The organism is Bacillus inaquosorum, from assembly GCF_023238325.1.
Lineage (GTDB): Bacteria > Bacillota > Bacilli > Bacillales > Bacillaceae > Bacillus > Bacillus inaquosorum.
This window is the reverse complement of sequence record NZ_CP096592.1, coordinates 3131564-3154351: the sequence shown is the minus strand read 5'-3', so window position 1 is coordinate 3154351 and position 22788 is coordinate 3131564. Positions and strand designations below refer to the sequence as shown.

Annotated in this window: 22 protein-coding genes; 16 read left to right on the top strand and 6 right to left on the bottom strand. The window is 45.8% G+C overall.

The annotated features are described in order from the left end of the window. The first annotated feature begins 21 nt into the window (after positions 1–21). From glgD to glgP, 3 genes are read left to right on the top strand one after another with little or no spacing between them, the layout of a single operon-like run. Positions 22–1053 carry a glucose-1-phosphate adenylyltransferase subunit GlgD gene (glgD, locus tag M1M80_RS15960; protein WP_080429054.1) on the top strand — a complete coding sequence of 344 codons (1032 nt, stop codon included), beginning with the start codon at positions 22–24 and terminating at the stop codon, positions 1051–1053. Next, positions 1050–2504 carry a glycogen synthase GlgA gene (gene glgA / locus M1M80_RS15955; RefSeq protein WP_060399353.1) on the top strand — a complete coding sequence of 485 codons (1455 nt, stop codon included), beginning with the start codon at positions 1050–1052 and terminating at the stop codon, positions 2502–2504. Before glgD ends, glgA begins: the two co-directional genes overlap by 4 nt. Beyond that, positions 2491–4887, top strand: coding sequence for a glycogen phosphorylase GlgP (glgP, locus tag M1M80_RS15950; protein WP_060399352.1), 2397 nt, complete (start codon positions 2491–2493; stop codon positions 4885–4887). Before glgA ends, glgP begins: the two co-directional genes overlap by 14 nt. A gap of 30 nt (positions 4888–4917) precedes the next feature. On the opposite strand, the gene M1M80_RS15945 is transcribed toward glgP, so the two are convergent. Together M1M80_RS15945 and M1M80_RS15940 are read right to left on the bottom strand one after the other, a co-directional pair. Continuing rightward, entirely contained in the window at positions 4918–5385 is a 468-nt protein-coding gene (locus M1M80_RS15945) for a TspO/MBR family protein (protein WP_060399351.1), read from the bottom strand. Between the two features lie 109 nt (positions 5386–5494). Continuing rightward, the gene (locus M1M80_RS15940) at positions 5495–6214 is read right to left on the bottom strand and encodes a yteA family sporulation protein (RefSeq protein ID WP_003238073.1); all 720 of its coding nucleotides are present in this window, start codon (positions 6212–6214) and stop codon (positions 5495–5497) included. A 291-nt stretch (positions 6215–6505) separates the two neighbouring features. On the opposite strand from M1M80_RS15940, the gene M1M80_RS15935 reads away from it, so the two are divergent. From M1M80_RS15935 to mntD, 10 genes are all read left to right on the top strand, one after another. Then, the gene (locus M1M80_RS15935) at positions 6506–7921 is read left to right on the top strand and encodes an isochorismate synthase (protein WP_060399350.1); all 1416 of its coding nucleotides are present in this window, start codon (positions 6506–6508) and stop codon (positions 7919–7921) included. After that, positions 7918–9660: a 2-succinyl-5-enolpyruvyl-6-hydroxy-3-cyclohexene-1-carboxylic-acid synthase gene (gene menD / locus M1M80_RS15930; protein ID WP_060399349.1), complete on the top strand. Its 1743-nt coding sequence runs from the start codon at positions 7918–7920 to the stop codon at positions 9658–9660. The genes M1M80_RS15935 and menD overlap by 4 nt, the downstream gene beginning before the upstream one ends. Further along, the gene (menH, locus tag M1M80_RS15925) at positions 9648–10472 is read left to right on the top strand and encodes a 2-succinyl-6-hydroxy-2,4-cyclohexadiene-1-carboxylate synthase (RefSeq protein WP_060399348.1); all 825 of its coding nucleotides are present in this window, start codon (positions 9648–9650) and stop codon (positions 10470–10472) included. Before menD ends, menH begins: the two co-directional genes overlap by 13 nt. Positions 10473–10506: 34 nt before the next feature. Continuing rightward, positions 10507–11325 (top strand): 1,4-dihydroxy-2-naphthoyl-CoA synthase, encoded by an 819-nt coding sequence (gene menB / locus M1M80_RS15920; protein WP_003219322.1) that lies wholly within the window; start codon positions 10507–10509, stop codon positions 11323–11325. 90 nt (positions 11326–11415) lie between these two features. Further along, positions 11416–12876 (top strand): o-succinylbenzoate--CoA ligase, encoded by a 1461-nt coding sequence (locus tag M1M80_RS15915; RefSeq protein WP_060399347.1) that lies wholly within the window; start codon positions 11416–11418, stop codon positions 12874–12876. Further along, complete coding sequence (menC, locus tag M1M80_RS15910; protein WP_060399346.1) at positions 12873–13988, top strand: o-succinylbenzoate synthase; 1116 nt, start codon at positions 12873–12875, stop codon at positions 13986–13988. The genes M1M80_RS15915 and menC overlap by 4 nt, the downstream gene beginning before the upstream one ends. Positions 13989–14268: 280 nt before the next feature. Further along, positions 14269–15189, top strand: coding sequence for a manganese ABC transporter substrate-binding protein/adhesin MntA (mntA, locus tag M1M80_RS15905; protein WP_060399345.1), 921 nt, complete (start codon positions 14269–14271; stop codon positions 15187–15189). 18 nt (positions 15190–15207) lie between these two features. Continuing rightward, positions 15208–15960, top strand: coding sequence for a manganese ABC transporter ATP-binding protein MntB (mntB, locus tag M1M80_RS15900; RefSeq protein WP_003238062.1), 753 nt, complete (start codon positions 15208–15210; stop codon positions 15958–15960). 5 nt (positions 15961–15965) lie between these two features. After that, on the top strand, positions 15966–17273 hold the full coding sequence (locus M1M80_RS15895) for a metal ABC transporter permease (protein ID WP_060400053.1): 1308 nt from the start codon (positions 15966–15968) through the stop codon (positions 17271–17273). Then, on the top strand, positions 17263–18150 hold the full coding sequence (gene mntD / locus M1M80_RS15890) for a manganese ABC transporter permease MntD (protein ID WP_060399344.1): 888 nt from the start codon (positions 17263–17265) through the stop codon (positions 18148–18150). Before M1M80_RS15895 ends, mntD begins: the two co-directional genes overlap by 11 nt. A gap of 18 nt (positions 18151–18168) precedes the next feature. Here mntD and M1M80_RS15885 read toward each other — a convergent pair whose 3' ends face one another. Genes M1M80_RS15885 through M1M80_RS15875 form a run of 3 tightly spaced genes read right to left on the bottom strand, consistent with a single transcriptional unit; the run spans position 18169 to position 20795 of the window. Further along, a complete protein-coding gene (locus tag M1M80_RS15885) occupies positions 18169–18327 on the bottom strand; it encodes a DUF1540 domain-containing protein (protein WP_003238057.1) in 159 nt (52 codons plus the stop codon). 53 nt (positions 18328–18380) lie between these two features. Next, positions 18381–19421 carry a cytochrome d ubiquinol oxidase subunit II gene (locus M1M80_RS15880; protein WP_003238056.1) on the bottom strand — a complete coding sequence of 347 codons (1041 nt, stop codon included), beginning with the start codon at positions 19419–19421 and terminating at the stop codon, positions 18381–18383. Positions 19422–19463: 42 nt separating this feature from the next. Continuing rightward, positions 19464–20795 carry a cytochrome ubiquinol oxidase subunit I gene (locus M1M80_RS15875; RefSeq protein ID WP_060399343.1) on the bottom strand — a complete coding sequence of 444 codons (1332 nt, stop codon included), beginning with the start codon at positions 20793–20795 and terminating at the stop codon, positions 19464–19466. Between the two features lie 205 nt (positions 20796–21000). Here M1M80_RS15875 and M1M80_RS15870 point away from each other — a divergent pair, with 205 nt between their 5' ends. After that, on the top strand, positions 21001–21249 hold the full coding sequence (locus tag M1M80_RS15870) for a type B 50S ribosomal protein L31 (RefSeq protein WP_003219346.1): 249 nt from the start codon (positions 21001–21003) through the stop codon (positions 21247–21249). 119 nt (positions 21250–21368) lie between these two features. Beyond that, positions 21369–21932, top strand: coding sequence for a beta-class carbonic anhydrase (locus tag M1M80_RS15865; protein WP_060399342.1), 564 nt, complete (start codon positions 21369–21371; stop codon positions 21930–21932). Here the strand turns inward: M1M80_RS15865 and yidD are convergent. Beyond that, on the bottom strand, positions 21929–22156 hold the full coding sequence (yidD, locus tag M1M80_RS15860) for a membrane protein insertion efficiency factor YidD (protein ID WP_003238050.1): 228 nt from the start codon (positions 22154–22156) through the stop codon (positions 21929–21931). The genes M1M80_RS15865 and yidD overlap by 4 nt on opposite strands. A gap of 127 nt (positions 22157–22283) precedes the next feature. Here yidD and M1M80_RS15855 point away from each other — a divergent pair, with 127 nt between their 5' ends. After that, positions 22284–22757: an S-ribosylhomocysteine lyase gene (locus M1M80_RS15855; protein ID WP_003238048.1), complete on the top strand. Its 474-nt coding sequence runs from the start codon at positions 22284–22286 to the stop codon at positions 22755–22757. Positions 22758–22788 lie beyond the last annotated feature (31 nt).

Here is a 22788-nt window from a genome sequence, read left to right as displayed (position 1 = left end):
ACTGAAGAGGGGGCAAAGCCAGTGTTCAATAATCAAATGTTAGGTGTTATAGATGAAACCACATATAAGCATTCTCTTCAGGATTTAACGGCACAGCGGTCGCTTGGGGCGATCCCTTTTGCCGGCAGGTACCGTCTGATCGATTTTATGCTTTCCAACATGGTGAATGCGGATATTAGGAGCGTCGCGATTTTTCCGAAGTATCGCTATCGTTCGCTTATGGATCATCTTGGAGCGGGTAAGGAATGGGATTTGCATCGAAAAAAGGATGGCCTCTTTTTTTTCCCGTCACCCCATCTTCACCAAGAATACGATGAATTCGGTTCCTTTCGCCAGTTTTCCGACCATCTTGATTACTTCCACAGAAGCACACAGCAATATGCCGTGATCTCCAACAGCCATACCGTATGCAACATTCAATTTCAATATGTGCTGAAACGCCATCAGGAGGTTGGCTGCGATGTCACCGAGGTATTTCAGGACGGCCAGTCGCTGCAAATCTATATCATGTCTACAGCGCTCTTAAAGGATCTGATCTACGGACATAGTGAAAAAGGCTATAAAACCATTCAGGAGGCTGTTGAAAAAGAATCATCCTCCTTGACCATTTGCCCTTATGAATATTCAGGTTATGCCGCTGTCATTGATTCGGTGGAAAAGTATTATACCCACAGTATGGAGCTCATTCAGCCTCGTTTTTGGCAGCAGGTGTTTTTGCCCCAGCAGCCGATCTATACAAAAGTGAAGGATGAGCCGCCGACGAAATACGGAAAACACAGCACTGTCAAAAATTCCTTGGTGGCAAACGGTTGTGTGCTTGAAGGAGAGGTTGAAAACTGCATTTTGTTCAGGGCGGTTCATGTCGGAAAGGGTACGAAGCTGAAAAACTGCATTGTTATGCAAAAAACGCAGATTGGCGAGGAGTGCCTGCTTGAGCAGGTCATTTCTGATAAGGACGTTAAAATCGGAAATGCGACTGAGGCTGCAGGAACAGCTGAGCAGCCGCTTGTATTAAGAAAAGGTTTGGTGCAAGGAGAGCTGATGAATTCTTGAAGGTATTATTTGCTGTATCAGAATGTACCCCGTTTGTTAAATCAGGAGGTCTTGCCGATGTAGCCGGTGCTCTGCCAAAGGCACTTGCACGATTAGGCAATGAAGTAGCTGTGATGCTGCCGAAGTACAGCCAAATACCTGAGCGTTGGAAAAAGCGCATGAGAAAAATGGCTGAGTGTACGGTAGCTGTTGGCTGGCGTCAGCAATATTGCGGAATTGAACATATGGCCGAAGATGATGTGAATTATTATTTCATCGACAATGAATATTATTTTAACAGGGATTCGTTGTACGGGCATTATGATGACGGTGAACGATTTGCCTTTTTTTCAAGAGCTGTACTGGAGGCTGCCAAAGCTGTGAATGTTCAAGCGGATATTGTTCATACTCACGACTGGCATACAGCGATGGTCAATTATTTGCTGAAAGAGGAATACAGAAAACATCCTTTTTATGAGCAGATGAAAAGTGTGCTCACGATCCACAACCTGCAGTTTCAAGGCATATTTCCGCCTGATGTCACACATGACTTGCTGGGGCTTGAGATGGATCATTTTCATTATGAAAGGTTAGAATGCAACGGATTTGTTAATTTTATGAAGGCGGGCATCATTGCGGCTGATCATGTGACAACTGTAAGCCCTACTTACAGAAATGAAATATTGACGCCTTATTACGGTGAACAGCTGGAACAGGTTTTGCGATATAGGGAAAATGATGTAACCGGCATTTTAAATGGCATTGATGATTCCTTCTACCAGCCAAAAAGCGATCCTTATATAGAGGCGCATTACGATTCGGAGCATCTTGCAAACAAGGAAGAAAATAAAAAGAAGCTTCAGCGGCGGATGGGGCTTCCGGAACGACACGATATTCCGCTGATCAGTATGGTGACAAGGCTGACTAAACAAAAGGGACTTGATCTTGTCCGCAGGATTATGCATGAACTTCTTGAGGAGCAGGACATACAGCTGATTGTGCTGGGTACAGGGGAACGCGAATTTGAAGATTATTTCCGGTATGCAGAATTTGCTTTTCATGAGAAGTGCCGAGCGTATATTGGGTTTGACGAGCCGCTTGCCCATCAAATTTATGCGGGCTCTGATTTGTTTTTGATGCCGTCGAAATTTGAGCCGTGCGGCTTGGGGCAGCTGATTGCTCTCCAATATGGCGCCATTCCGATTGTCAGAGAGACGGGCGGGCTTTATGATACTGTCCGTTCCTATCAGGAGGAAGAGGGAACGGGTAATGGCTTTACGTTCTCTGCCTTCAATGCGCATGATCTGAAATTTACGATTGAGAGGGCGCTGTCGTTTTATCGTCAAAAGGACGTATGGAAGAGCATCATGAAGACCGCAATGAATGCAGATTACAGCTGGGAGCAGTCAGCCAAAGAGTATCAGCGCATTTTCGAGCATGTGACAAGGAGTGGACGGGATGTTCTCGAGTAAAGAACGCTTTGCAGCCTTATTTTTAAAGCGTCTGGAAATGACGTGCGGAAAAAGCTTTAAAGACTCTGCCAAGCTGGATCAATATAAAACGTTGGGCAATATGGTCAGAGAGTATATCAGCGCTGATTGGATCCAGACGAATGAAAAGAGCCGGTCCAATTCCGGGAAGCAGACATATTATTTGTCAATCGAATTTCTTCTCGGTCAGCTCCTTGAACAAAATTTAATGAATCTGGGCGTTCGTGATGTTGTAGAAGCAGGCTTGAAGGATATCGGCATCAATTTAGAGGAGATCGTTCAGATGGAGAGCGATGCAGGTCTCGGCAATGGCGGGCTTGGGCGTTTGGCCGCTTGCTTTTTAGATTCTCTGGCTTCGTTGAACTTGCCGGGGCACGGGATGGGCATTCGTTATAAACATGGCTTGTTTGAACAAAAAATTGTAGACGGGCATCAAGTGGAACTGCCTGAGCAATGGCTGAAAAACGGGAATGTATGGGAAGTAAGAAATGCGGATCAGGCAGTTGATGTGCCGTTTTGGGGCGAGGTGCATATGACAGAAAAAAACGGGCGTCTGCATTTTCGCCACGAACAAGCTACAATTGTTTCCGCTGTCCCTTATGATATCCCGATCATCGGCTATGAGACTGGCACCGTTAATACGTTACGGCTTTGGAACGCCGAGCCTTCTGCGCACTATCATGGCGGCAATATTTTGTCTTATAAGCGGGAAACAGAAGCTGTTTCTGAATTTTTATATCCTGATGACACCCATGACGAGGGGAAAATTTTGCGGCTGAAGCAGCAGTATTTTTTAGTATGCGCAAGCTTAAAAAGCATTGTGAACAATTACCGAAAAACAAATAAATCTTTATCCGGCCTGCATAAAAAAGTAAGCATCCATATTAATGACACCCATCCTGCGCTTGCGGTGCCTGAGCTGATGCGGATTTTACTCGATGAAGAGAACATGAGCTGGGAAGAGGCCTGGCATATTACCGTACATACGATTTCTTATACAAATCATACAACATTGTCAGAAGCGCTTGAGAAATGGCCGATTCATTTGTTTAAGCCGCTGCTCCCGCGAATGTATATGATTATTGAAGAGATCAATGAAAGGTTTTGCCGAGCGGTTTGGGAAAAGTATCCCGGAGACTGGAAAAGAATAGAGGCCATGGCGATTACGGCGCATGGTGTTGTCAAAATGGCTCATCTGGCTATAGTGGGCAGCTACAGTGTAAACGGCGTTGCCAAAATTCATTCTGATATTTTAAAGGAAAGGGAGATGCACGATTTTCATTTGCTGTTCCCGAGTCGTTTTAACAATAAGACGAATGGAATTGCCCACAGGCGCTGGCTGCTAAAAGCGAATCCCGGCTTGTCTGCCATCATTACAGAGGCGATCGGCAATGAATGGGTGAAACAGCCGGAATCCCTTATCGGATTAGAATCGTACGCCTCTGATCCCGCTTTTATCGAGCAGTTTCAAAACAACAAAAGCAGGAAAAAACAAGAGCTTGCCGATTTGATTTTTTGCACGGCCGGGGTGGTTGTGAATCCTGACAGCATATTCGACGTACAGGTAAAACGGCTTCATGCATACAAACGGCAGCTGCTGAATGTTCTTCATATTATGTATTTGTATAACCGGCTTAAGGAGGACTCGGGATTTTCAATCTATCCGCAAACCTTTATTTTCGGTGCAAAGGCTTCACCAAGCTATCATTATGCTAAGAAAATCATTAAGCTGATCCATTCTGTCTCAGAAAAGGTCAACTATGATCCGGCAGTCAAACAGCTAATTAAGATTGTTTTTTTGGAAAATTACAGAGTTTCTATGGCTGAGCGTATTTTTCCGGCTTCAGATGTGAGTGAACAAATTTCAACCGCAAGCAAAGAAGCGTCTGGTACAGGAAATATGAAGTTTATGATGAACGGCGCTTTGACGATCGGCACGCATGACGGCGCAAATATTGAGATTCTTGAGCGGGTGGGGCCTGATTGCATTTATACATTCGGTTTAAAGGCGGATGACGTTCTATCGTATCAGGAAAACGGCGGCTATAGATCGAGGGAATATTATCAGCATGACCGCAGAATCAGACAGGTGGTCGATCAGCTGATCAACGGTTTTTTTGAAGGGGAAGCAGATGAATTTGAATCGATCTATGACTCGCTGCTTCCGCATAATGATGAGTATTTTGTGCTGAAGGATTTCAGCTCATATGCAGATGCGCAGGAGCGTATTCAAGCTGATTATCGCGATCAGCGGAAATGGTCTGAGCGTTCGGTTTTAAACATTGCCCATTCTGGTTATTTCTCCAGCGACCGCACGATCCGGGAATATGCGAAAGACATTTGGGGCATCCGGCCGATGATGTGAAAAAGCCGCTGTATAAGCGGCTTTTTTTGTTCACAGATTCATTGAATAGATTGTAAAGGATAAGAATGTCGCAAATGCACTCCATAAAAAATAAGGTAAAAGAAGATAGCTTGCGGCTTTGCTGTATTTTTTCGCTGCGATCATTAATATGAGTGCTGTGATCGCGACAAGCAGGCAGTCAATTGATGCAGCCAGCAAATTCTTTTGCGTAAATTGAAAATAGCTGAATGCCTGATTAAGCACATAATTAAGCAAAAGCATAAGCCAAAAGCTTTTCGCATCTTTAAATGAAAACGCGGCATACACAATGGCAGCTGAAAGGGAGATCAGGGCAAACAGGATGGCCCAAATGATGCCGATCGCAGATCCGGGTGGCGTCCAGTCCGGTTTTTCCAGTGAATTGTACCATTCTTGGTCAATTGGAAACAGGTAGTCTGCGGCTGAAAACAGCGCATATGTAATCACAAATACCGCTATGGCGCCGACAATCTTCTTCATGTTTGTAACCTCCGTATGTATTTATTTTACATTTAAACTTACCCTTTATCTTATAAAGATCAAACCCTGATATGCAGAAAACGTAAAAGAACCCCCAATAATCGGGGGTTCAATCAGCGTGGAGATCGCCGAATGTTGTCATGATTCCCTCTTCATCGAGTTCTTCCTCATAACGCTCATGGGCTCTGCTTTGATAAACTGTAATTTCTTTTCCTGTGATATCAGTAGCGATGAAATTTTCGTATGACTCCGTATTGCCGATATTTTCTTCGGCATTCATCGTCATATCATCATAGCTGAGCGGCGGGTTTTCCATATCCTGCGGTGTTGATGAGTTTCCGTATTTTTCAACGTCCTGGTAGGAATCTTCACTGTCATAAGGCGCTCTGATTTCTTCATCATCGTCAAATTCAAATTGCCCGAAAGGTGTTTCTTCTTCGATCGGACGGTCTTTGGAAACGACATCCTGTGACGAATACTCTGCGAGCGTCGTGGCCGTCGGAAGCGCTTCAAGACGTTCGTAAGGGATTTCCTTTCCGCTGACTTCACAAATACCGTACGTACCGTTTTCTATCGCCTTCAATGAATGCTCAATGTCCCGGAGATGCTCTCGCTCATGCAAGTCGAGAGCGATGTCTTTTTCACGCTCGTAAAGCTCTGTCGCCTGATCGCCGGGATGGTTGTCGTAAGCGGAAAGCTCACCCCACGAATCATAAGGAAAGGCTGAGTTAAGCTGAAAATGGTCATTGTCTTTGAAACGGTTTAAGATATCTTTTTTCGTTTGTTCCAGTTCATTTTTTAAATGCTGCAGCTGGTCTTTTGTAAGCAATGTGATCGCCTCGTTTCTCTGTGATGCATACCCTTAGTATGAACAGATCGCCTGAGAACTTTCATAAATGGCGCGTGGAGGAATATAGGAGATTTTCCTTATATGGTAAGCGGATACAACCTTTGCTATCAGTGGAGAAAGAAAATTAAGGTTTGTTTCTTTTTCATTTCTGAAATTAGGTTTATAATAGGTAAGGCAGGCCATTTGGACTGCATGATCTGTGTGTTTGACACAAAGGAGACACAGGTGTATGGTATTAAAAGCATTTTAAGGATTATGGAGGAATGTCTCATGGTGACAACGGTGCAGCGTACGTTCCGAAAGGAAGTTCTACATGCATTACATAAAGCCAAAGAAGTCAACCATGCTGTCTTAATAAGCTATTCGAGACAAATCGAGTCTCTTGACCCTCTATCATTTTTCAATTACGGAGCAAAAAAATATACAGGCAATCGATTTTTTTGGTCAGATCCTGAAAGTGAATTGACAATAGTCGGTCTTGGCAAAGAAGCGGTTTTCCAGACAAATCAAAAAAACAGCGAGCGGTACCGCGAGGTTTTTGAACAATGGGAGCGCTTTAAAAAGACGGCTTTTCATATTTATGAAGAAGAAAAGCTGCAGCATTCTGCAGTGGGACCTGTGTTATTCGGAGGATTTTCTTTTGACCCTTGCGAAGAAAGAGGTACACAATGGGACCATTTCTCGGAAGGGGATTTCTTTGTGCCTGCGCTTATGCTGACGATGACTGCTGAAGGCCCATTCTTAACAGTCAACAGATGGGTAAGCGAAGAAGAAGATGCAGAAGCTGTTTTGGAAGGCTTAAAAGCTTTTGCAGCGGAATTTATGGTTCCAGTTTTAGAGCAAGGAGATCAGGCTGCGATTGCAGCATCTCAAGAGCTGGATAAGGATAATTGGCTGAAAGCAATCGAAACGGCAACAAGCCAAATTAAAGAGAAACAATATGATAAAGTGGTTCTTGCCCGAGAGCTGCTGCTCACGTTTGACGGCCCGGTCCAAATTGAACCGATGCTTAAAACGCTTCTGAACGATCAGCAGACAAGCTATGTTTTCGCAATCGAACAGGAAGGCCAAACCTTTGTCGGCGCGTCTCCAGAACGACTGATCAAAAGAGACGGCAGCACTGTTATGTCTTCTTGTCTGGCAGGCTCCATTAAACGCGGCGCGGATGAAGAAGAAGACCGCCGGATAGGCCTTGAATTATTAAACGATGAGAAAAATCTGCTGGAGCATGATATTGTTGTAGGCATGATCCATAACGCTTTCATATCAAGCTGTTCGGAGGTTGAAAAGCCTGACGGACCTGCATTGTACAAAACGAAAAGCGTCCAGCACTTATTTACGCCGATTGTCGGACAGCTTCGTGAGTCTGCTTCGCTTTTTGACTTAATTGAGAAACTGCATCCCACACCTGCGCTTGGGGGGGCACCTCAGAAAAAAGCTGTTGAAGTGATCAGAAAGATCGAACCGATGTCCCGCGGCTGGTATGCGGCTCCTATCGGCTGGATTGACAGCCAGGATAACGGGGAATTCGCAGTGGCCATCCGTTCAGGGCTGATCGAAGGCAGCACAGCAAGGCTGTTTGCTGGGTGCGGCATTGTGGAAGACTCAGACCCGCAATTGGAATATGAGGAAACGCAGATTAAATTGAAGCCGATGATCTCTGCATTAGGAGGTGAGAGGCGTTGACAGCTAACCCGATTACTCATTACATCGGAAGTTTTATGGATGAATTCGCCCTTTCCGGAATTACGGACGCCGTCGTTTGTCCGGGCTCAAGATCCACACCGCTGGCTATTCTTGCAGCCGCGCATCCTGATATCAGCGTCCATGTTCAAATTGATGAAAGATCTGCCGGGTTTTTTGCTTTAGGGCTGGCAAAAGCGAAGCAGCGTCCCGTGCTTTTGATCTGCACATCAGGAACAGCCGCGGCTAACTTTTATCCGGCTGTGATTGAAGCCCATTATTCAAGAGTGCCCATTATTGTGTTAACTGCTGATCGGCCTCACGAGCTGCGCGAAGTAGGCGCACCGCAGGCTATTAATCAGCACTTCTTATTCGGTAACTTTGTTAAGTTTTTCACAGACTCTGCTCTTCCTGAAGAGTCTCCGCATATGCTGAGATATATTCGAACGCTGGCCAGCCGTGCCGCTGGCGAAGCACAAAAGCGCCCTATGGGACCTGTGCATGTGAATGTGCCGCTGCGCGAACCGCTGATGCCGGATCTTTCAGCTGAGCCGTTTGGAAGAATGAGAACAGGCCGTCACGTGTCTGTGAAAACGGGAACGCAGTCTGTTGACCGGGAATCCCTGTCCGATGTGGCTGTGATGCTGACAGAGGCTGAAAAAGGAATGATCGTCTGCGGAGAGCTCCATAGTGATACGGATAAGGAAAACATTATTGCACTGTCAAAGGCGCTTCAATATCCGATTTTAGCGGACCCGCTGTCTAATCTGCGGAACGGCGTCCATGATAAAAGCACTGTCATTGATGCGTACGATTCATTTTTAAAAGATGATGAGCTGAAGGCGAAACTGCGTCCAGATGTTGTCATCCGCTTTGGTCCGATGCCTGTTTCAAAACCGGTTTTCTTATGGCTTAAGGATGATCCGGCGATTCAGCAGATTGTGATTGACGAGGATGGAGGGTGGAGAGACCCGACACAGGCAAGCGCGCATATGATTCATTGCAACGCGTCTGCTTTTGCTGAAGCGATCATGGCTGACCTTGCTGACATCACCAGGTCATCAGAATGGCTGGAAAAGTGGCAGTTTGTCAATGGGCGGTTCCGTGAGCATTTGCAAACAATCAGCAGTGAAGAGGTTTCGTTTGAAGGCAATCTCTATCGGATCCTTCAGCATCTTGTGCCTGAAAACAGCTCGCTGTTTGTCGGCAACAGCATGCCAATCAGGGATGTTGATACGTTTTTTGAAAAGCAGGAACGCGATTTCCGAATTTATTCAAACCGGGGCGCAAACGGGATAGACGGTGTCGTTTCCTCTGCCATGGGGGTATGTGAAGGGACAAAAGCGCCTGTTACCCTCGTGATTGGAGATTTATCTTTTTATCACGATTTAAACGGACTGCTGGCTGCTAAAAAGCTGGGCATTCCTCTTACTGTGATTCTCGTGAATAATGACGGCGGAGGGATTTTCTCATTTTTGCCGCAGGCATCTGAGAAAGCACATTTTGAAGATTTGTTCGGCACGCCGACAGGGCTCGATTTCAAGCATGCGGCTGCACTATACGGCGGTACGTATTCATGCCCGGCTTCATGGGATGAATTCAAAGCAGCTTACGCGCCGCAGGCAGACAAGCCCGGACTCCATTTGATAGAAATCAAAACGGATCGACAATCAAGAGTCCACCTTCATCGCGATATGCTGAATGAGGCTGTGCGGGAAGTGAAAAAACAATGGGAACTGTAAACATAACGGTTTCAGACGGTGTCCGATATGCTGTGACAGACGAGCGGCCGAATGCTTCCGAAGCCATCGTCTGTCTGCACGGGTTTACCGGCAGCAAACAATCATGGAATTTTCTTGATGGGATGCTGCCTGATTCCCGTTTGATCAAAATTGATTGTTTAGGGCATGGTGAAACCGATGCCCCTCTGAATGGGAAAAGATACGGCACAAGCCGGCAAGTTTCTGACCTTGCCCAGATTTTTGATCAATTAAAACTTCACAAAGTGAAATTGATTGGGTATTCTATGGGAGGAAGGCTTGTTTATTCTTTTGCGATGACATATCCCGAACGGGTATCGGCACTTGTGCTTGAAAGCACAACGCCGGGGCTCAAAACGCTTGAAGAGCGGCGGGAACGAATCATGCGGGACCGAAAGCTTGCAGATTTTATTTTGTGCAACGGCATCAAAGCTTTTGTGCAGTATTGGGAGAGCATCCCTTTGTTTTCATCCCAGCAGCGGCTGGCTGAAGATATTCGGCACAGGATACGGTCGGGCCGTCTGCGAAACAATAAGATTGGGCTTGCGAACAGTTTAACCGGTATTGGCACCGGCTCACAGCCTTCCTGGTGGAGCCGTGTAGACGAAATTGAGGTGCCTGTGCTTCTGATCTGTGGGGAGTGGGACGAAAAGTTTTGTGCCATCAATCAAGAGGTGCATAAGAAGCTTCCATCTAGTAGAATAGAGATTGTTCCAAACGCCGGCCATACGGTCCATGTGGAACAACCGCGATTTTTTGGTAAAATAGTGAGTGAGTTTTTAACAAGCATCTGATTCACTCACATAGAGAATAAAAGGAGGTCATCATATGGCTGCAGAATGGAAAACAAAACGGACATACGATGAAATATTGTATGAAACGTATAATGGTATTGCAAAAATAACAATCAATCGCCCTGAGGTACATAACGCGTTTACCCCTAAAACGGTTGCTGAAATGATTGATGCGTTTGCTGACGCGAGAGACGATCAAAACGTCGGGGTTATCGTGCTTGCAGGTGCCGGAGACAAAGCATTTTGTTCTGGCGGAGACCAAAAAGTGCGCGGCCACGGCGGATATGTAGGAGACGACCAGATTCCGCGTCTAAACGTACTGGATCTTCAGCGTTTAATCCGCGTCATTCCGAAACCGGTTGTTGCGATGGTTTCCGGATATGCGATCGGCGGAGGCCACGTGCTTCACATCGTATGTGACTTAACAATCGCTGCCGACAACGCGATTTTCGGACAAACAGGCCCTAAAGTGGGAAGCTTTGACGCTGGTTACGGTTCTGGCTATCTGGCTCGAATCGTTGGACACAAAAAAGCTCGTGAAATCTGGTACCTGTGCCGTCAGTACAACGCGCAGGAAGCACTGGACATGGGTCTTGTCAACACAGTCGTTCCTTTGGAACAACTTGAAGAAGAAACGATTAAATGGTGTGAAGAAATGCTTGAAAAAAGCCCGACCGCACTTCGTTTTCTTAAAGCTGCGTTTAACGCGGATACGGACGGACTTGCTGGAATTCAGCAGTTTGCAGGGGATGCTACCCTTCTTTACTACACAACAGATGAAGCAAAAGAAGGCCGTGATTCCTTTAAGGAAAAACGCAAACCTGATTTCGGACAGTTCCCTCGTTTCCCGTGATCAGCAATACTTAGTAAACAAACAGCTTGAGACTTTGCGGTCCAAGCTGTTTTCTTTTCAATACAGACATTTTACCTCGGAGATGATGACATGCTGACTGAACAGCCCAACTGGCTCATGCAACGGGCACATCTGACACCTGAGAGAATCGCTCTCATCTATGGAGACCAAACCGTGACATTTGCAGACTTGTTTGCTGCGTCTAAGCAAATGGCGGCGCAGCTTGCTGCTCATTCGGTTCGGAAAGGGGACACTGCGGCTATTTTGCTCCAAAACCGTACAGAAATGGTTTACGCCGTTCACGCTTGTTTTTTGCTCGGTGTTAAGGCGGTGCTTCTGAATACGAAGCTGTCAACACATGAAAGGCTGTTTCAGCTGGAGGATTCCGGCGCCCGCTTTTTACTGACAGATTCAAGCTTTGACAAGCAAGATTATGAGCACACCGTTCAAACTATTGATGTGGACGAACTTGCCCAAGTAGACGCAAAGGAAATTACGATCGAGAATTATATGCAATTGGATAAAACGGCAACGCTGATGTATACGTCGGGTACGACAGGCAAGCCCAAGGGAGTTCAGCAAACGTTCGGAAACCATTATTTCAGTGCGGTGTCATCCGCGCTTAATTTGGGTATAACAGAACAAGACCGCTGGCTTATCGCATTGCCGCTCTTTCACATCAGCGGATTGTCCGCGTTATTTAAATCTGTGATCTACGGAATGACTGTCGTGCTTCACCAGCGCTTTTCCGTAAGCGATGTGCTGGATTCTATCACCAGGCATCAAGTGACAATGATATCTGCGGTGCAGACAATGCTGGCCAGTCTTTTGGAAGAAACAAGCCGCTGCCCTGAAACCATCAGATGCATCCTGCTCGGCGGAGGCCCTGCACCGCTACCGTTGCTTGAGGAATGCCGTGAGAAAGGATTCCCTGTCTTTCAGTCCTATGGAATGACAGAGACATGCTCACAAATCGTCACCCTGTCGCCGGAATTCAGTATGGAAAAGCTCGGATCTGCAGGGAAACCGCTGTTTTCATGCGAAATTAAAATAGAGCGGGACGGACAGGCATGTGAACCGTTTGAACACGGTGAAATCATGGTCAAAGGCCCGAATGTCATGAAAAGCTATTTTAACCGGGAGAGCGCAACCGAAGCTTCCTTTCAAAATGGCTGGCTGAAAACAGGTGATCTGGGGTATTTAGACAGCGACGGCTTTTTATATGTATTAGACAGACGTTCAGATCTGATCATATCAGGCGGAGAAAACATTTATCCGGCTGAGGTGGAGTCAGTGCTGCTTTCACACCCCGCTGTGGCCGAAGCCGGTGTTTCAGGTGCTGAGGACAAAAAATGGGGGAAGGTGCCCCACGCCTATCTTGTCCTTCACAAGCCTGTAAGCGCAGAAGAATTGACCGCCTACTGCAAAGAACGCTTGGCGAAATATAAAATTCCGGCGAAATTCTTTATACTGGACAGCCTGCCGCGCAATGCGTCTAATAAGCTCTTGCGAAATCAGCTGAAGGATGCGCGTAAAGGAGAACTGCTATGATCGAAATAGAGAAAATTACGCTTTACCATTTGAGCATGAATTTAAAGAAACCGTTCAAAAACAGTATTGAAACGCTTCAAGAGCGTAAATTTCTGATCGTGGAAGCCATTGATACATCCGGTGTCACAGGCTGGGGAGAAGTATCTGCGTTCTCTTCGCCTTGGTACACCGAAGAAACCATTGGAACATGTTTGCACATGTTAAAGGATTTTTTTATTCCCAATGTTGTCGGACGTGAATTTAAGCACCCTTCCGAAGTGCCGGACAGCCTGGCGCGCTTCAAAGGAAACCGGATGGCAAAAGCAGGACTTGAATCGGCTGTCTGGGATATCTATGCAAAAAAGAAGGGCATTTCCCTTGCCGAGGCATTGGGCGGGATAAGAGATAAAGTCCCTGCCGGGGTAGTTGTCGGCCTGGCGCCTCTTGACGATATGCTGAAGGAAATCGAGAGCTATCAAAAAGAAGGATATCAAAGAATAAAAATTAAAATTCAGCCTGGGCAGGATGTGGAATTAGTCAAGGCCATCCGCAGTCGGTTCCCAAACATCCCGCTTATGGCCGATGCCAATTCCTCATACGAGCTGAAGGATATCAGCCGTTTAAAGGAGCTTGATGAGTACCATTTAATGATGATTGAGCAGCCTCTTCAAGCTGATGACATCGTTGATCACCGCCACTTGCAGAAACATTTGAAAACGGCCATTTGCCTTGATGAAAGCATTTGTTCGGCTGATGATGCGAGACGGGCGATTGAGCTCGGAAGCTGCAAAATCATTAATATTAAGCCTTCCCGTGTCGGCGGCTTAACAGAAGCCTTAAAAATTCATGATTTATGCAGAGAGCACCATATGCAGGTTTGGTGCGGCGGAATGCTGGAAACTGGCATTTCCAGAGCCCAGAACGTGGCGCTAGCTTCACTGCCGCAATTCACAATACCTGGTGATATTTCTTCATCCTCACGTTATTGGGATGAGGATATTGTGACCCCTGATATCCGTATTGATAATGGATTTATTTCTGTGTCAAAACAGCCTGGTTTAGGGGTTGAGGTGAACCAGGACATTATGCGAAAATATGTGACCAAAATGGATGTTTTCACGCAACATGGATAAGAAAAAAGCATTTTGCCATTTTGAAAGAATGTCAGTGTGCTGTTATAGTAAAAGCGTTCGTTGAATACATCCCTTCTCGTTTGGACCGGCTGCTAACCCAGCCGGTTTTTTTGTGAAAATTGTCCTTGACAAAAGTGGGCAAACGCGATAATTTTGCACTAAGGAAACTTTTTGTCCTAACTAAATAAAATATGCTTTTGGCTAATTTAATGTCACATGTCTAAGAAATGAAAACATAAGATAATATAAGCGGACATTGATGGCAAAGAGGAGGGTTAAAATGAAACAGGGACTGATGGCAGCAGTGCTTTTGACCTGCTTTGCTCTAACGGGATGCGGAACAGATTCAGCCGGAAAAAGCGCTGATCAACAGTTGCAGGTAACGGCAACAACATCCCAAATTGCCGATGCAGCCGAAAACATTGGAGGAAAGCATGTAAAAGTCACCTCTTTAATGGGGCCGGGAGTCGATCCGCATCTTTACAAAGCTTCACAGGGTGACACGAAAAAACTAATGTCAGCCGATGTTGTTCTGTACAGCGGATTGCATTTGGAGGGAAAAATGGAGGACGTTCTCCAAAAAATCGGCGAACAAAAACAAGCAGCGGCAGTCGCTGAGGCTATACCGAAAAACAAGCTCATTTCTGCAGGAGAAGGCAAGACGTTTGATCCGCACGTTTGGTTCAGCATTCCGTTATGGATCTATGCAGTGGATGAAATCGAAGCGCAATTCAGCAAAGCGATGCCTGAGCACGCGGATGATTTTAAGAAAAATGCCAAAGAGTACAAAGAAGATTTGCAATATTTAGATAAGTGGTCGCGCCAGGAGATCGAGAATATTCCGGAGAAAAGCCGTGTGCTTGTCACTGCTCACGATGCCTTTGCCTACTTTGGGAAAGAGTATGGATTTCAGGTGAAAGGCCTGCAGGGGCTCAGCACAGATTCGGATTACGGATTAAAGGATGTTCAGGAACTGGTCGATCTCCTGACAGAAAAACAAATAAAAGCTGTTTTTGTAGAAAGCAGCGTATCTGAAAAATCAATCAATGCAGTGGCAGAAGGGGCTAAAGAAAAAGGCCATACAGTCACAATCGGCGGTCAGCTTTATTCGGATGCCATGGGTGAAAAGGGAACAAAAGAAGGCACTTACGAAGGAATGTTCCGCCACAATATCAACACGATTACCAAAGCGCTTAAATAAAGAAAAGAGGTGATGGATATGTTCCCTGTTGAGCTCGATAATGTAACGGTCGCTTATCATAAAAAGCCTGTTCTGCAGGAAATTTCACTGCAGGTGCCGGAAGGAAAACTGATTGGCATTATCGGTCCAAACGGCGCGGGAAAATCAACCTTGATCAAAACCATTCTCGGTCTTGTGCCCCGCGCTTCAGGAGACATCTCTATTTACGGCAAAGACTATAAGGATCAGCGGACAAGAATCGGATACGTTCCGCAGCGCGGCTCGGTTGACTGGGATTTTCCCACAAGCGCGCTCGATGTTGTGCTGATGGGGAGATACGGCCGCATCGGCTTATTAAAAAGGCCAAAAAAAACTGATGTGGAGATGGCGAAGGCCGCTTTAGAAAAAGTCGGGATGCTTGATTATGCGAAAAGGCAGATCAGCCAGCTGTCTGGCGGCCAGCAGCAGCGTGTGTTTCTTGCCCGGGCGCTCTGCCAGGACGCCGACATTTATTTTATGGATGAACCGTTTGCCGGCGTTGATGCAGCGACGGAGCGGGCGATTATGACGCTTTTGGCAGAACTCAAAGAAAAAGGAAAAACAGTGCTTGTCGTCCACCATGACCTGCAGACCGCCGAGGATTATTTCGATTGGATCCTACTGCTTCATCTAAGAAAAATCGCTTTCGGACCGGCGGAAAACGTTTTTACGATCGAAAACCTGCAAAAAACGTATGGAGGAAAGCTGACGTTTCTAAAAGATAAAGTGCTGGCAGAAGGACAGAAGGGGTGAGCGCATTGTTTGAAAGTTTGTGGCTGCAGCTCCAGCATCCAAATACACAGTGGGTGCTTGCGGGTACACTTTTGCTCGGGGCGGCAAGCGGTGTTTTGGGCAGCTTTGTGCTGCTGAGAAAGCAAAGTTTAATCGGCGATGCGATGGCTCATTCAGCTCTGCCGGGCGTGTGTCTCGCTTTTCTGTTCACCGGGCAAAAATCACTGCCTTTCTTTTTGCTGGGGGCAGCGCTTGCAGGTTTGCTTGGAACTTGGTGTATTCAGCTGATTCCGCGGCTTTCAAAAACAAAAGAGGACTCGGCGATCGGGATTGTTCTCTCTGTGTTCTTTGGCGTCGGAATCATACTGCTGACATATATTCAGCAGCAGGGGGCGGGAAGCCAAAGCGGGCTTGATTCTTTTTTGTTCGGCCAGGCCGCTTCATTGATCAGACAGGATATCATTCTGATTGCAGGAATATCCGCTGTTTTATTGCTTCTTTGTATTGTTTTCTTTAAGGAGTTTACATTGATCACTTTCGATCTGGCGTTTGCAAAGGGGTTGGGAATGCCGGTTCGTTTTTTAAACGGGCTTTTGGCTTGCCTTATCGTCTGTGCTGTCGTCATCGGGCTTCAGACAGTTGGTGTGATATTAATGGCGGCTATGCTGATTACGCCTGCCATAGCTGCAAGGTATTTGACCGAGCGGTTAACCGGAATGATGGTCATTGCCGGGGTCACAGGCGGTGTAAGCGGCGTGGCCGGAACCTTGCTGAGCACGACGATGAAGGGCATGGCGACAGGGCCGTTAATGATCTTATCAGCAACAATGATCTTTCTATTTTCAATGATTTGCGCGCCTAAGCGTGGATTGGCAGCAAAAGCAATAAGGCTGATAAGGCTGCGGCGGAAAACAAGCCGAGAGCAGGTGCTGCTGACGATTTATGAGCAGTATGAAAAGAAGGATCTTTATGTAACGGCTGAAGGTGTAAGAAAGAAAAGGCGGATATCCCCTTCATTATGTCTTAGGGTATTGAATAACTTGGAAAAAGAGAGATGCATCGTGCGTATCGAAAACGGGGTTTGGCAAATGACACGCACTGGGATAGAAAAAGGCTATCACATCGCTTTGAAGCAGCGGATGTATGAAGTGTACCTCATGCATGAAATGGAGCTTGCGAATATAGAATTCGATCAGGATCATTTTGTCCCGGATCGTTTGCCTGAGGAAACGAGAGAGCGGCTTTTTTCACTCTTAAAGCTGTATGGACGGATGCCTGAGCTTCGAAAGGCACCCCCTGATGCCGAGAAGGGACAGATCGCAAATGAGTTTTGAAGCATGGATTATAGCTACTGGTGTACTAGTCGGTGTGAGCTGTGGGCTGATCGGCACATTCTTGGTGTTGAGAAGAATGGCAATGCTGGCCGACGCGATCAGCCATACTGTGTTGCTTGGCATCGTCGGTGCTTTTCTTGTGACAGGAAGTCTTGACGGGATTCCTATGTTTATCGGCGCGGCTGTATCTGGACTGTTAACGGCATTTTTGGTTCAGCTTCTCCACAGCAAGGGGGTTCAATCAGATGCCGCCATAGGCGTTGTTTTTACATCCTTATTTGCAGTCGGCGTCATTTTGCTATCTGTGTATGGAGCGAATGTCCATCTTGATATTGAGCACTCGTTAATGGGAGAAATCGCTTTTGTGCCGTGGAATACGATTACGGTATTCCGAGTTGACATCGGGCCGAAAGCGTTTTGGATGCTGGCATCTGTTCTGGTTTTAAATGTATTGTTGATCAGTGTGTGCTATAAGGAGTTCAAAATCGCTTCGTTTGATCCGCAAATGGCTTTAGCTCTGGGAATACCGGTTTTGCTGATTCATTATGTGCAAATGGGCATGCTGTCGCTGACGACCGTTGCTTCCTTTGATTCGGTGGGTGCTGTATTGGTTGTGGCCATGCTGATTGTCCCGCCTGCTGCAGCTCATTTGCTGACTGACCGGCTGCTTTATATGCTGATCCTCAGCGCGGTGATTGGAGGGCTTTCAGCGGTCATGGGCTATTTCTTCGCAACGTGGCTTAATGTTTCGATTTCCGGAGCGATGGCGGCCATGACAGGTGTATGTTATACAGGTGCCTTATTGTTTTCACCTGCAAACGGGGTCATGACAAAAAAACTGAGAACATTGAACATGCGAAAAGAAAGAGCTGGCTGAGGCAGCTCTTTCTTTTGATTACAAATCATGCGGCTTAAACGTTTTGCAGTCCGTTTCCCGGCTGTTTTCAGCCGTTTCACCAGTATGGCTGACAACATAAATGGCATCAGCGGTGCATTTGTTCCCTTTGTCCCAATAAGAACAGTTGTTGACTTCGCATAGAATTTTCTGCTCCATGCCATCCCCTCCTTATCAAGGTTCTGCCTTAGTATAGCCGGCGGGTTTGTCCTCTATTCCTCCTGACGGATATACCGCTTATCTCGCATAAACATTTTCCAGAAGAAAAAGAAGCCCGGAAAGAGGATGATAAATGCAACAATATACGTCGCAAACAGCGCTCTGAACGTTGCTGGTTCTGTGAAGCCCGACATAACTGTCACATCAGGATAAATCATATAAGGGAGATGCGCCCGCCCGTACGCGTAGCTTGCCAGAAAATACTGTATCGCAATCGCGACAAGTGCAAGCCGCGGCTTTCCGATGTTTTGGCCAAAGCTCTTGTTAGGCAGAAAAAGAGCAATTCCAGCAATGACAAATGTAATGAACGATGCAATAATCCAAGAGAAATCATTCATCATGCCGCTATACAGCCAGTTTGCTTCATTCCGCATAGTCAGCATAATGCATACAGCAAACAGGAGTGAAATAGGGCCGGTAATCAAGGCGCTTTTTCTGTAAGCGCGGTAGGCATCTTGTTCCTCCGCCACATTTGAAAAATCAGCAAGCAGCAGTGAGGATAAAAATAAAGTGCTTAAAATCGCAAACCCGATAAATGAATAGGCGTTCGGGCTTGAAAAGATTTTAGACATATTTAAGTTATAGATTCCGTCCGTTTTTTCTATAAACCCTCCGTGCGTCACAGGAAGCACCAAAATTAAAATAGCAGGGATGATAAAGCCGGAGATGCCGGAAATATATCTTAGCAATTTTCGTTCTTTCGCTGTGTTTGAAAAAACGAGAAACCCGCTTCGGATCGCTAAAAGCAGTAAAATCATGCTTCCGGGAATTAATAAAACGGTTCCGAGCACAAATGTCGCGCCCGGAAAAAAGCTGAAAAGCGCCACAACGATGGCCACGATGAAGACATTTGTTACCTCCCAAGTCGGGGACAGAAAGCGGTTCGCAATGTCGGTGGCCTTCATGTGCTCCTTGTTTAAATAGATCATAGACCAAAATCCCGCTCCAAAATCCATTGTCGCCATGACGGCGTAGATAAACACAAAACCCCAAATAATTGAGATGGCGATCAGAGCGTCAGTTGAAATGTCCATTTATCGATCTTCCTTCCATTTGGTTTCCTGTTTGCGGAGCCATTACGACTCCGCTGTATTTAAATCTTCGTCAACCGGGTGTTTGCGGAAATAGTACAGCAGCACGTAGACGACAGCAGCGCCCAACACGGCGTAAACGAATGTGAAAAATAAGAAGAGCACCCCGATCGAGCCAGTCGTCGTCACAACATCCGACGTTTTCAGGAGATGATAGATGACCCAAGGCTGCCTCCCCGTACAGGCGAAAATCCAGCCAAATTCAATGCCGATGATGCTAAAAGGGCCTGCCGTCATAAAAATGACCAAAAGCCACGTTGGGAAACGGTCTTTCTTTAGCACCTTTCTCCAGACCACACCGATAATGGAATAAAGGATGAGCAGCATTCCTACTCCGACCATCGCATTAAAAAGCGTGTGAATAAACAGCGGAGGCCATTCGTCTCTCGGAAATGCATTTAATCCTTTTACAACTGTGTCAAAGCGGTTCGCTGCTAAAAAGCTTAACGCCCATGGAATCTCGATTGCCCATTTTACTTTTTCTTCATTCGGGTCGGTAAAACCGCCGATAGCAAGAGGGGCGTGAGACCTTGTTTCAAACAAGCCTTCGGCACCGGCTAACTTTTCGGGCTGATATTCATAAAGCATCTGTGCAGATTCGTGTCCATTCAAAGCGGTCAGCAATGAAAAAATACCGCCGATCGTCAGTGCAAGCAAAAGGGCTTTCCGGTGAAAGCGATAGACCTTTTCCTTTTTTCTCGTCCGGATCATTTTATATGCAGCCACAGAAGCCACGATAAAAGCTCCCGTCATAAACGCGGATAAAACGACATGGCCGGCAGTGATAAAAAAGCTTGGGTTAAAGAACGCAGCCCACGGATCAACATCTGTAATTTTTCCGTTTAAAATTTTAAAACCGGCCGGCGTTCCTTCAAAGGCGTGAACATTCGTAATCAGAACAGCTGACGCTGCGGCGCCGACTAATACAAAGAAAACAGCAACAATCCTCATAGCCGGTGACAAACGGTCTGCGGCATATACATAAATCGACATGAAAAGGGCTTCAACAAAAAAAGCATAGATCTCAATTTGAAACGGCAGAGACATGACCCGGCCGATGACTTCCATAAATCCCGGCCATAAAAGCGCGAGCTGAGTGCCCGCAATCGTCCCGGTCGGTATGGCGACCCCCAGCAAAACGGCTTGCGCTTTCGTCCATCTTTTCGCCATGATCGCATAATGGTCATCTTTCGTTTTTTGATAGATCAATTCCGCCACTAAAATCATCAGCGGCAGACCGACTCCAAGCGTTGCAAAAATGATATGAAAGCCCATTGTCGTGCCAAAAAGGCTTCTAGCCAAAACTAAATCATCCACAATCGTAAACCACCTTTCTAAAAAGACGTTCTGTATGTATTTTGGGTTTATTATTTGCTTCCTCGGTTAGATTATTCTTCCTATTCTTAAATGCTGTGAGGTTTACGATGCGAAAACCTAGGGAAGGATGTAAGGAGATTGACAAAACGTTTGTGAGGATATAAAATAAAACGTAATTATTACGATTTGAAGAAAGGGGATAGACATGAAAGAAGGAATTCATCCAAAGAACCACAAAGTCATATTTCAGGATGTCAACAGCGGCTACCGTTTTCTCAGCACCTCTACTAAAACATCTAATGAAACAGCAGAGTGGGAAGACGGCAACACATATCCGGTCATTAAAGTAGAGGTCAGTTCTGACACGCATCCGTTTTATACAGGCCGCCAGAAATTCAATGAAAAAGGCGGACGAGTGGAGCAGTTCAAAAAACGCTATAATATGGGGAAATGAGGCAGACCTGAGGGTTTGTCTTTTTTTCTTGCTCAGTTTGATTTTTGATAAGATGACGAAAAGACAAATGCTGTGATATATTGAAGAGTAAAAAGACCAGAAAGGAATACAGCTAGCTTATGAGCCTACTAAATGATATTCTTGAATTTAACAAGACATTTACTGAACAAAGGGAGTACGAAAAGTTTCAAACATCAAAATTCCCAGATAAAAAAATGGCAATTCTTTCTTGCATGGACACTCGTTTGGTTGAATTGCTGCCGCATGCAATGAATATGCGAAACGGTGATGTGAAAATCATTAAAAGTGCTGGTGCGCTTGTGACACACCCATTCGGAAGCATCATGAGAAGTTTGCTCGTCGCAGTGTATGAGCTGAACGCAGATGAGGTATGTGTGATCGGGCATCACGATTGCGGCATGAGCAAAATCAGCAGCGAAAGCATGCTTGATAGAATGAAAGAAAGAGGAATTCCTGAAGAACGCATCGAAACATTAAAGTACTCCGGTGTTGACTTCGATCAATGGTTTAAAAGCTTTGATTCAGTGGAAGCTAGTGTAAAAGACAGCGTAGACGTTATAAAACATCATCCGCTGTTCCCGGAAAATGTTCCTGTCCATGGGTTAGTTATTGATCCTAAAACCGGAAAACTGGATCTTGTCGTAAACGGCTATAACGCTTAATGTTTTCGTTTCTTTTCAGGAACGGGATCGACTCCTCCCGGATGTAACGGGTGGCATTTCAAAATCCGTTTGATGGTCAGCCATCCGCCTTTTAGAGCACCATGCGTTTTAATCGCTTCGATTCCGTATTGGGAACAAGTCGGATAAAAGCGGCATGTTGGCGGTGTCAGCGGCGAGATGAATTTTTGATATCCTCTGATCAGAGCGATAAATAGGGTTTTCATATTTCTTCAGCAACCTTTCTGATGCAAGTATAAGAAAAAAAACGCAGATTGAAAAGTTATTCGATAATTCTTATCGGAAAGGTATGTTATAATGAATGTACATTTTTAAAAAAGGGAGAGTGCCATTATGCCTTCAGTAGAAAGTTTTGAGCTTGATCATAATGCGGTTGTTGCTCCATACGTAAGACATTGCGGCGTGCATAAAGTAGGAACAGACGGCGTTGTTAATAAATTTGATATTCGTTTTTGCCAGCCGAATAAACAGGCGATGAAGCCTGACACCATTCACACACTTGAGCATTTGCTCGCGTTTACGATTCGTTCTCACGCTGAGAAATATGATCATTTTGATATCATCGATATTTCTCCAATGGGCTGCCAAACAGGCTATTATCTTGTTGTGAGCGGAGAGCCGACACCAGCGGAAATCGTTGATCTTCTTGAAGATACAATGAACGAAGCAGTAGAAATTACCGAAATTCCGGCTGCAAATGAAAAGCAGTGCGGCCAGGCGAAGCTTCATGATCTGGAAGGCGCTAAACGTTTAATGCGTTTCTGGCTGTCACAGGATAAAGAAGAATTGCTAAAAGTATTTGGCTAAACAGAAAGGGACCTTTTTGCACTTAAGCAAA

Coding starts and splice junctions, on each gene's coding strand:
- glgP (WP_060399352.1), top strand. CDS start 2,491: ATGTTCTCGAGTAAAGAACGCTTTGCAGCCTTATTTTTAAAGCGTCTG.
- M1M80_RS15945 (WP_060399351.1), bottom strand. CDS start 5,385: ATGAAGAAGATTGTCGGCGCCATAGCGGTATTTGTGATTACATATGCG.
- M1M80_RS15935 (WP_060399350.1), top strand. CDS start 6,506: ATGGTGACAACGGTGCAGCGTACGTTCCGAAAGGAAGTTCTACATGCA.
- menH (WP_060399348.1), top strand. CDS start 9,648: ATGGGAACTGTAAACATAACGGTTTCAGACGGTGTCCGATATGCTGTG.
- menB (WP_003219322.1), top strand. CDS start 10,507: ATGGCTGCAGAATGGAAAACAAAACGGACATACGATGAAATATTGTAT.
- M1M80_RS15915 (WP_060399347.1), top strand. CDS start 11,416: ATGCTGACTGAACAGCCCAACTGGCTCATGCAACGGGCACATCTGACA.
- menC (WP_060399346.1), top strand. CDS start 12,873: ATGATCGAAATAGAGAAAATTACGCTTTACCATTTGAGCATGAATTTA.
- mntA (WP_060399345.1), top strand. CDS start 14,269: ATGAAACAGGGACTGATGGCAGCAGTGCTTTTGACCTGCTTTGCTCTA.
- mntB (WP_003238062.1), top strand. CDS start 15,208: ATGTTCCCTGTTGAGCTCGATAATGTAACGGTCGCTTATCATAAAAAG.
- mntD (WP_060399344.1), top strand. CDS start 17,263: ATGAGTTTTGAAGCATGGATTATAGCTACTGGTGTACTAGTCGGTGTG.
- M1M80_RS15885 (WP_003238057.1), bottom strand. CDS start 18,327: ATGGAGCAGAAAATTCTATGCGAAGTCAACAACTGTTCTTATTGGGAC.
- M1M80_RS15880 (WP_003238056.1), bottom strand. CDS start 19,421: ATGGACATTTCAACTGACGCTCTGATCGCCATCTCAATTATTTGGGGT.
- M1M80_RS15870 (WP_003219346.1), top strand. CDS start 21,001: ATGAAAGAAGGAATTCATCCAAAGAACCACAAAGTCATATTTCAGGAT.
- M1M80_RS15865 (WP_060399342.1), top strand. CDS start 21,369: ATGAGCCTACTAAATGATATTCTTGAATTTAACAAGACATTTACTGAA.
- yidD (WP_003238050.1), bottom strand. CDS start 22,156: ATGAAAACCCTATTTATCGCTCTGATCAGAGGATATCAAAAATTCATC.
- M1M80_RS15855 (WP_003238048.1), top strand. CDS start 22,284: ATGCCTTCAGTAGAAAGTTTTGAGCTTGATCATAATGCGGTTGTTGCT.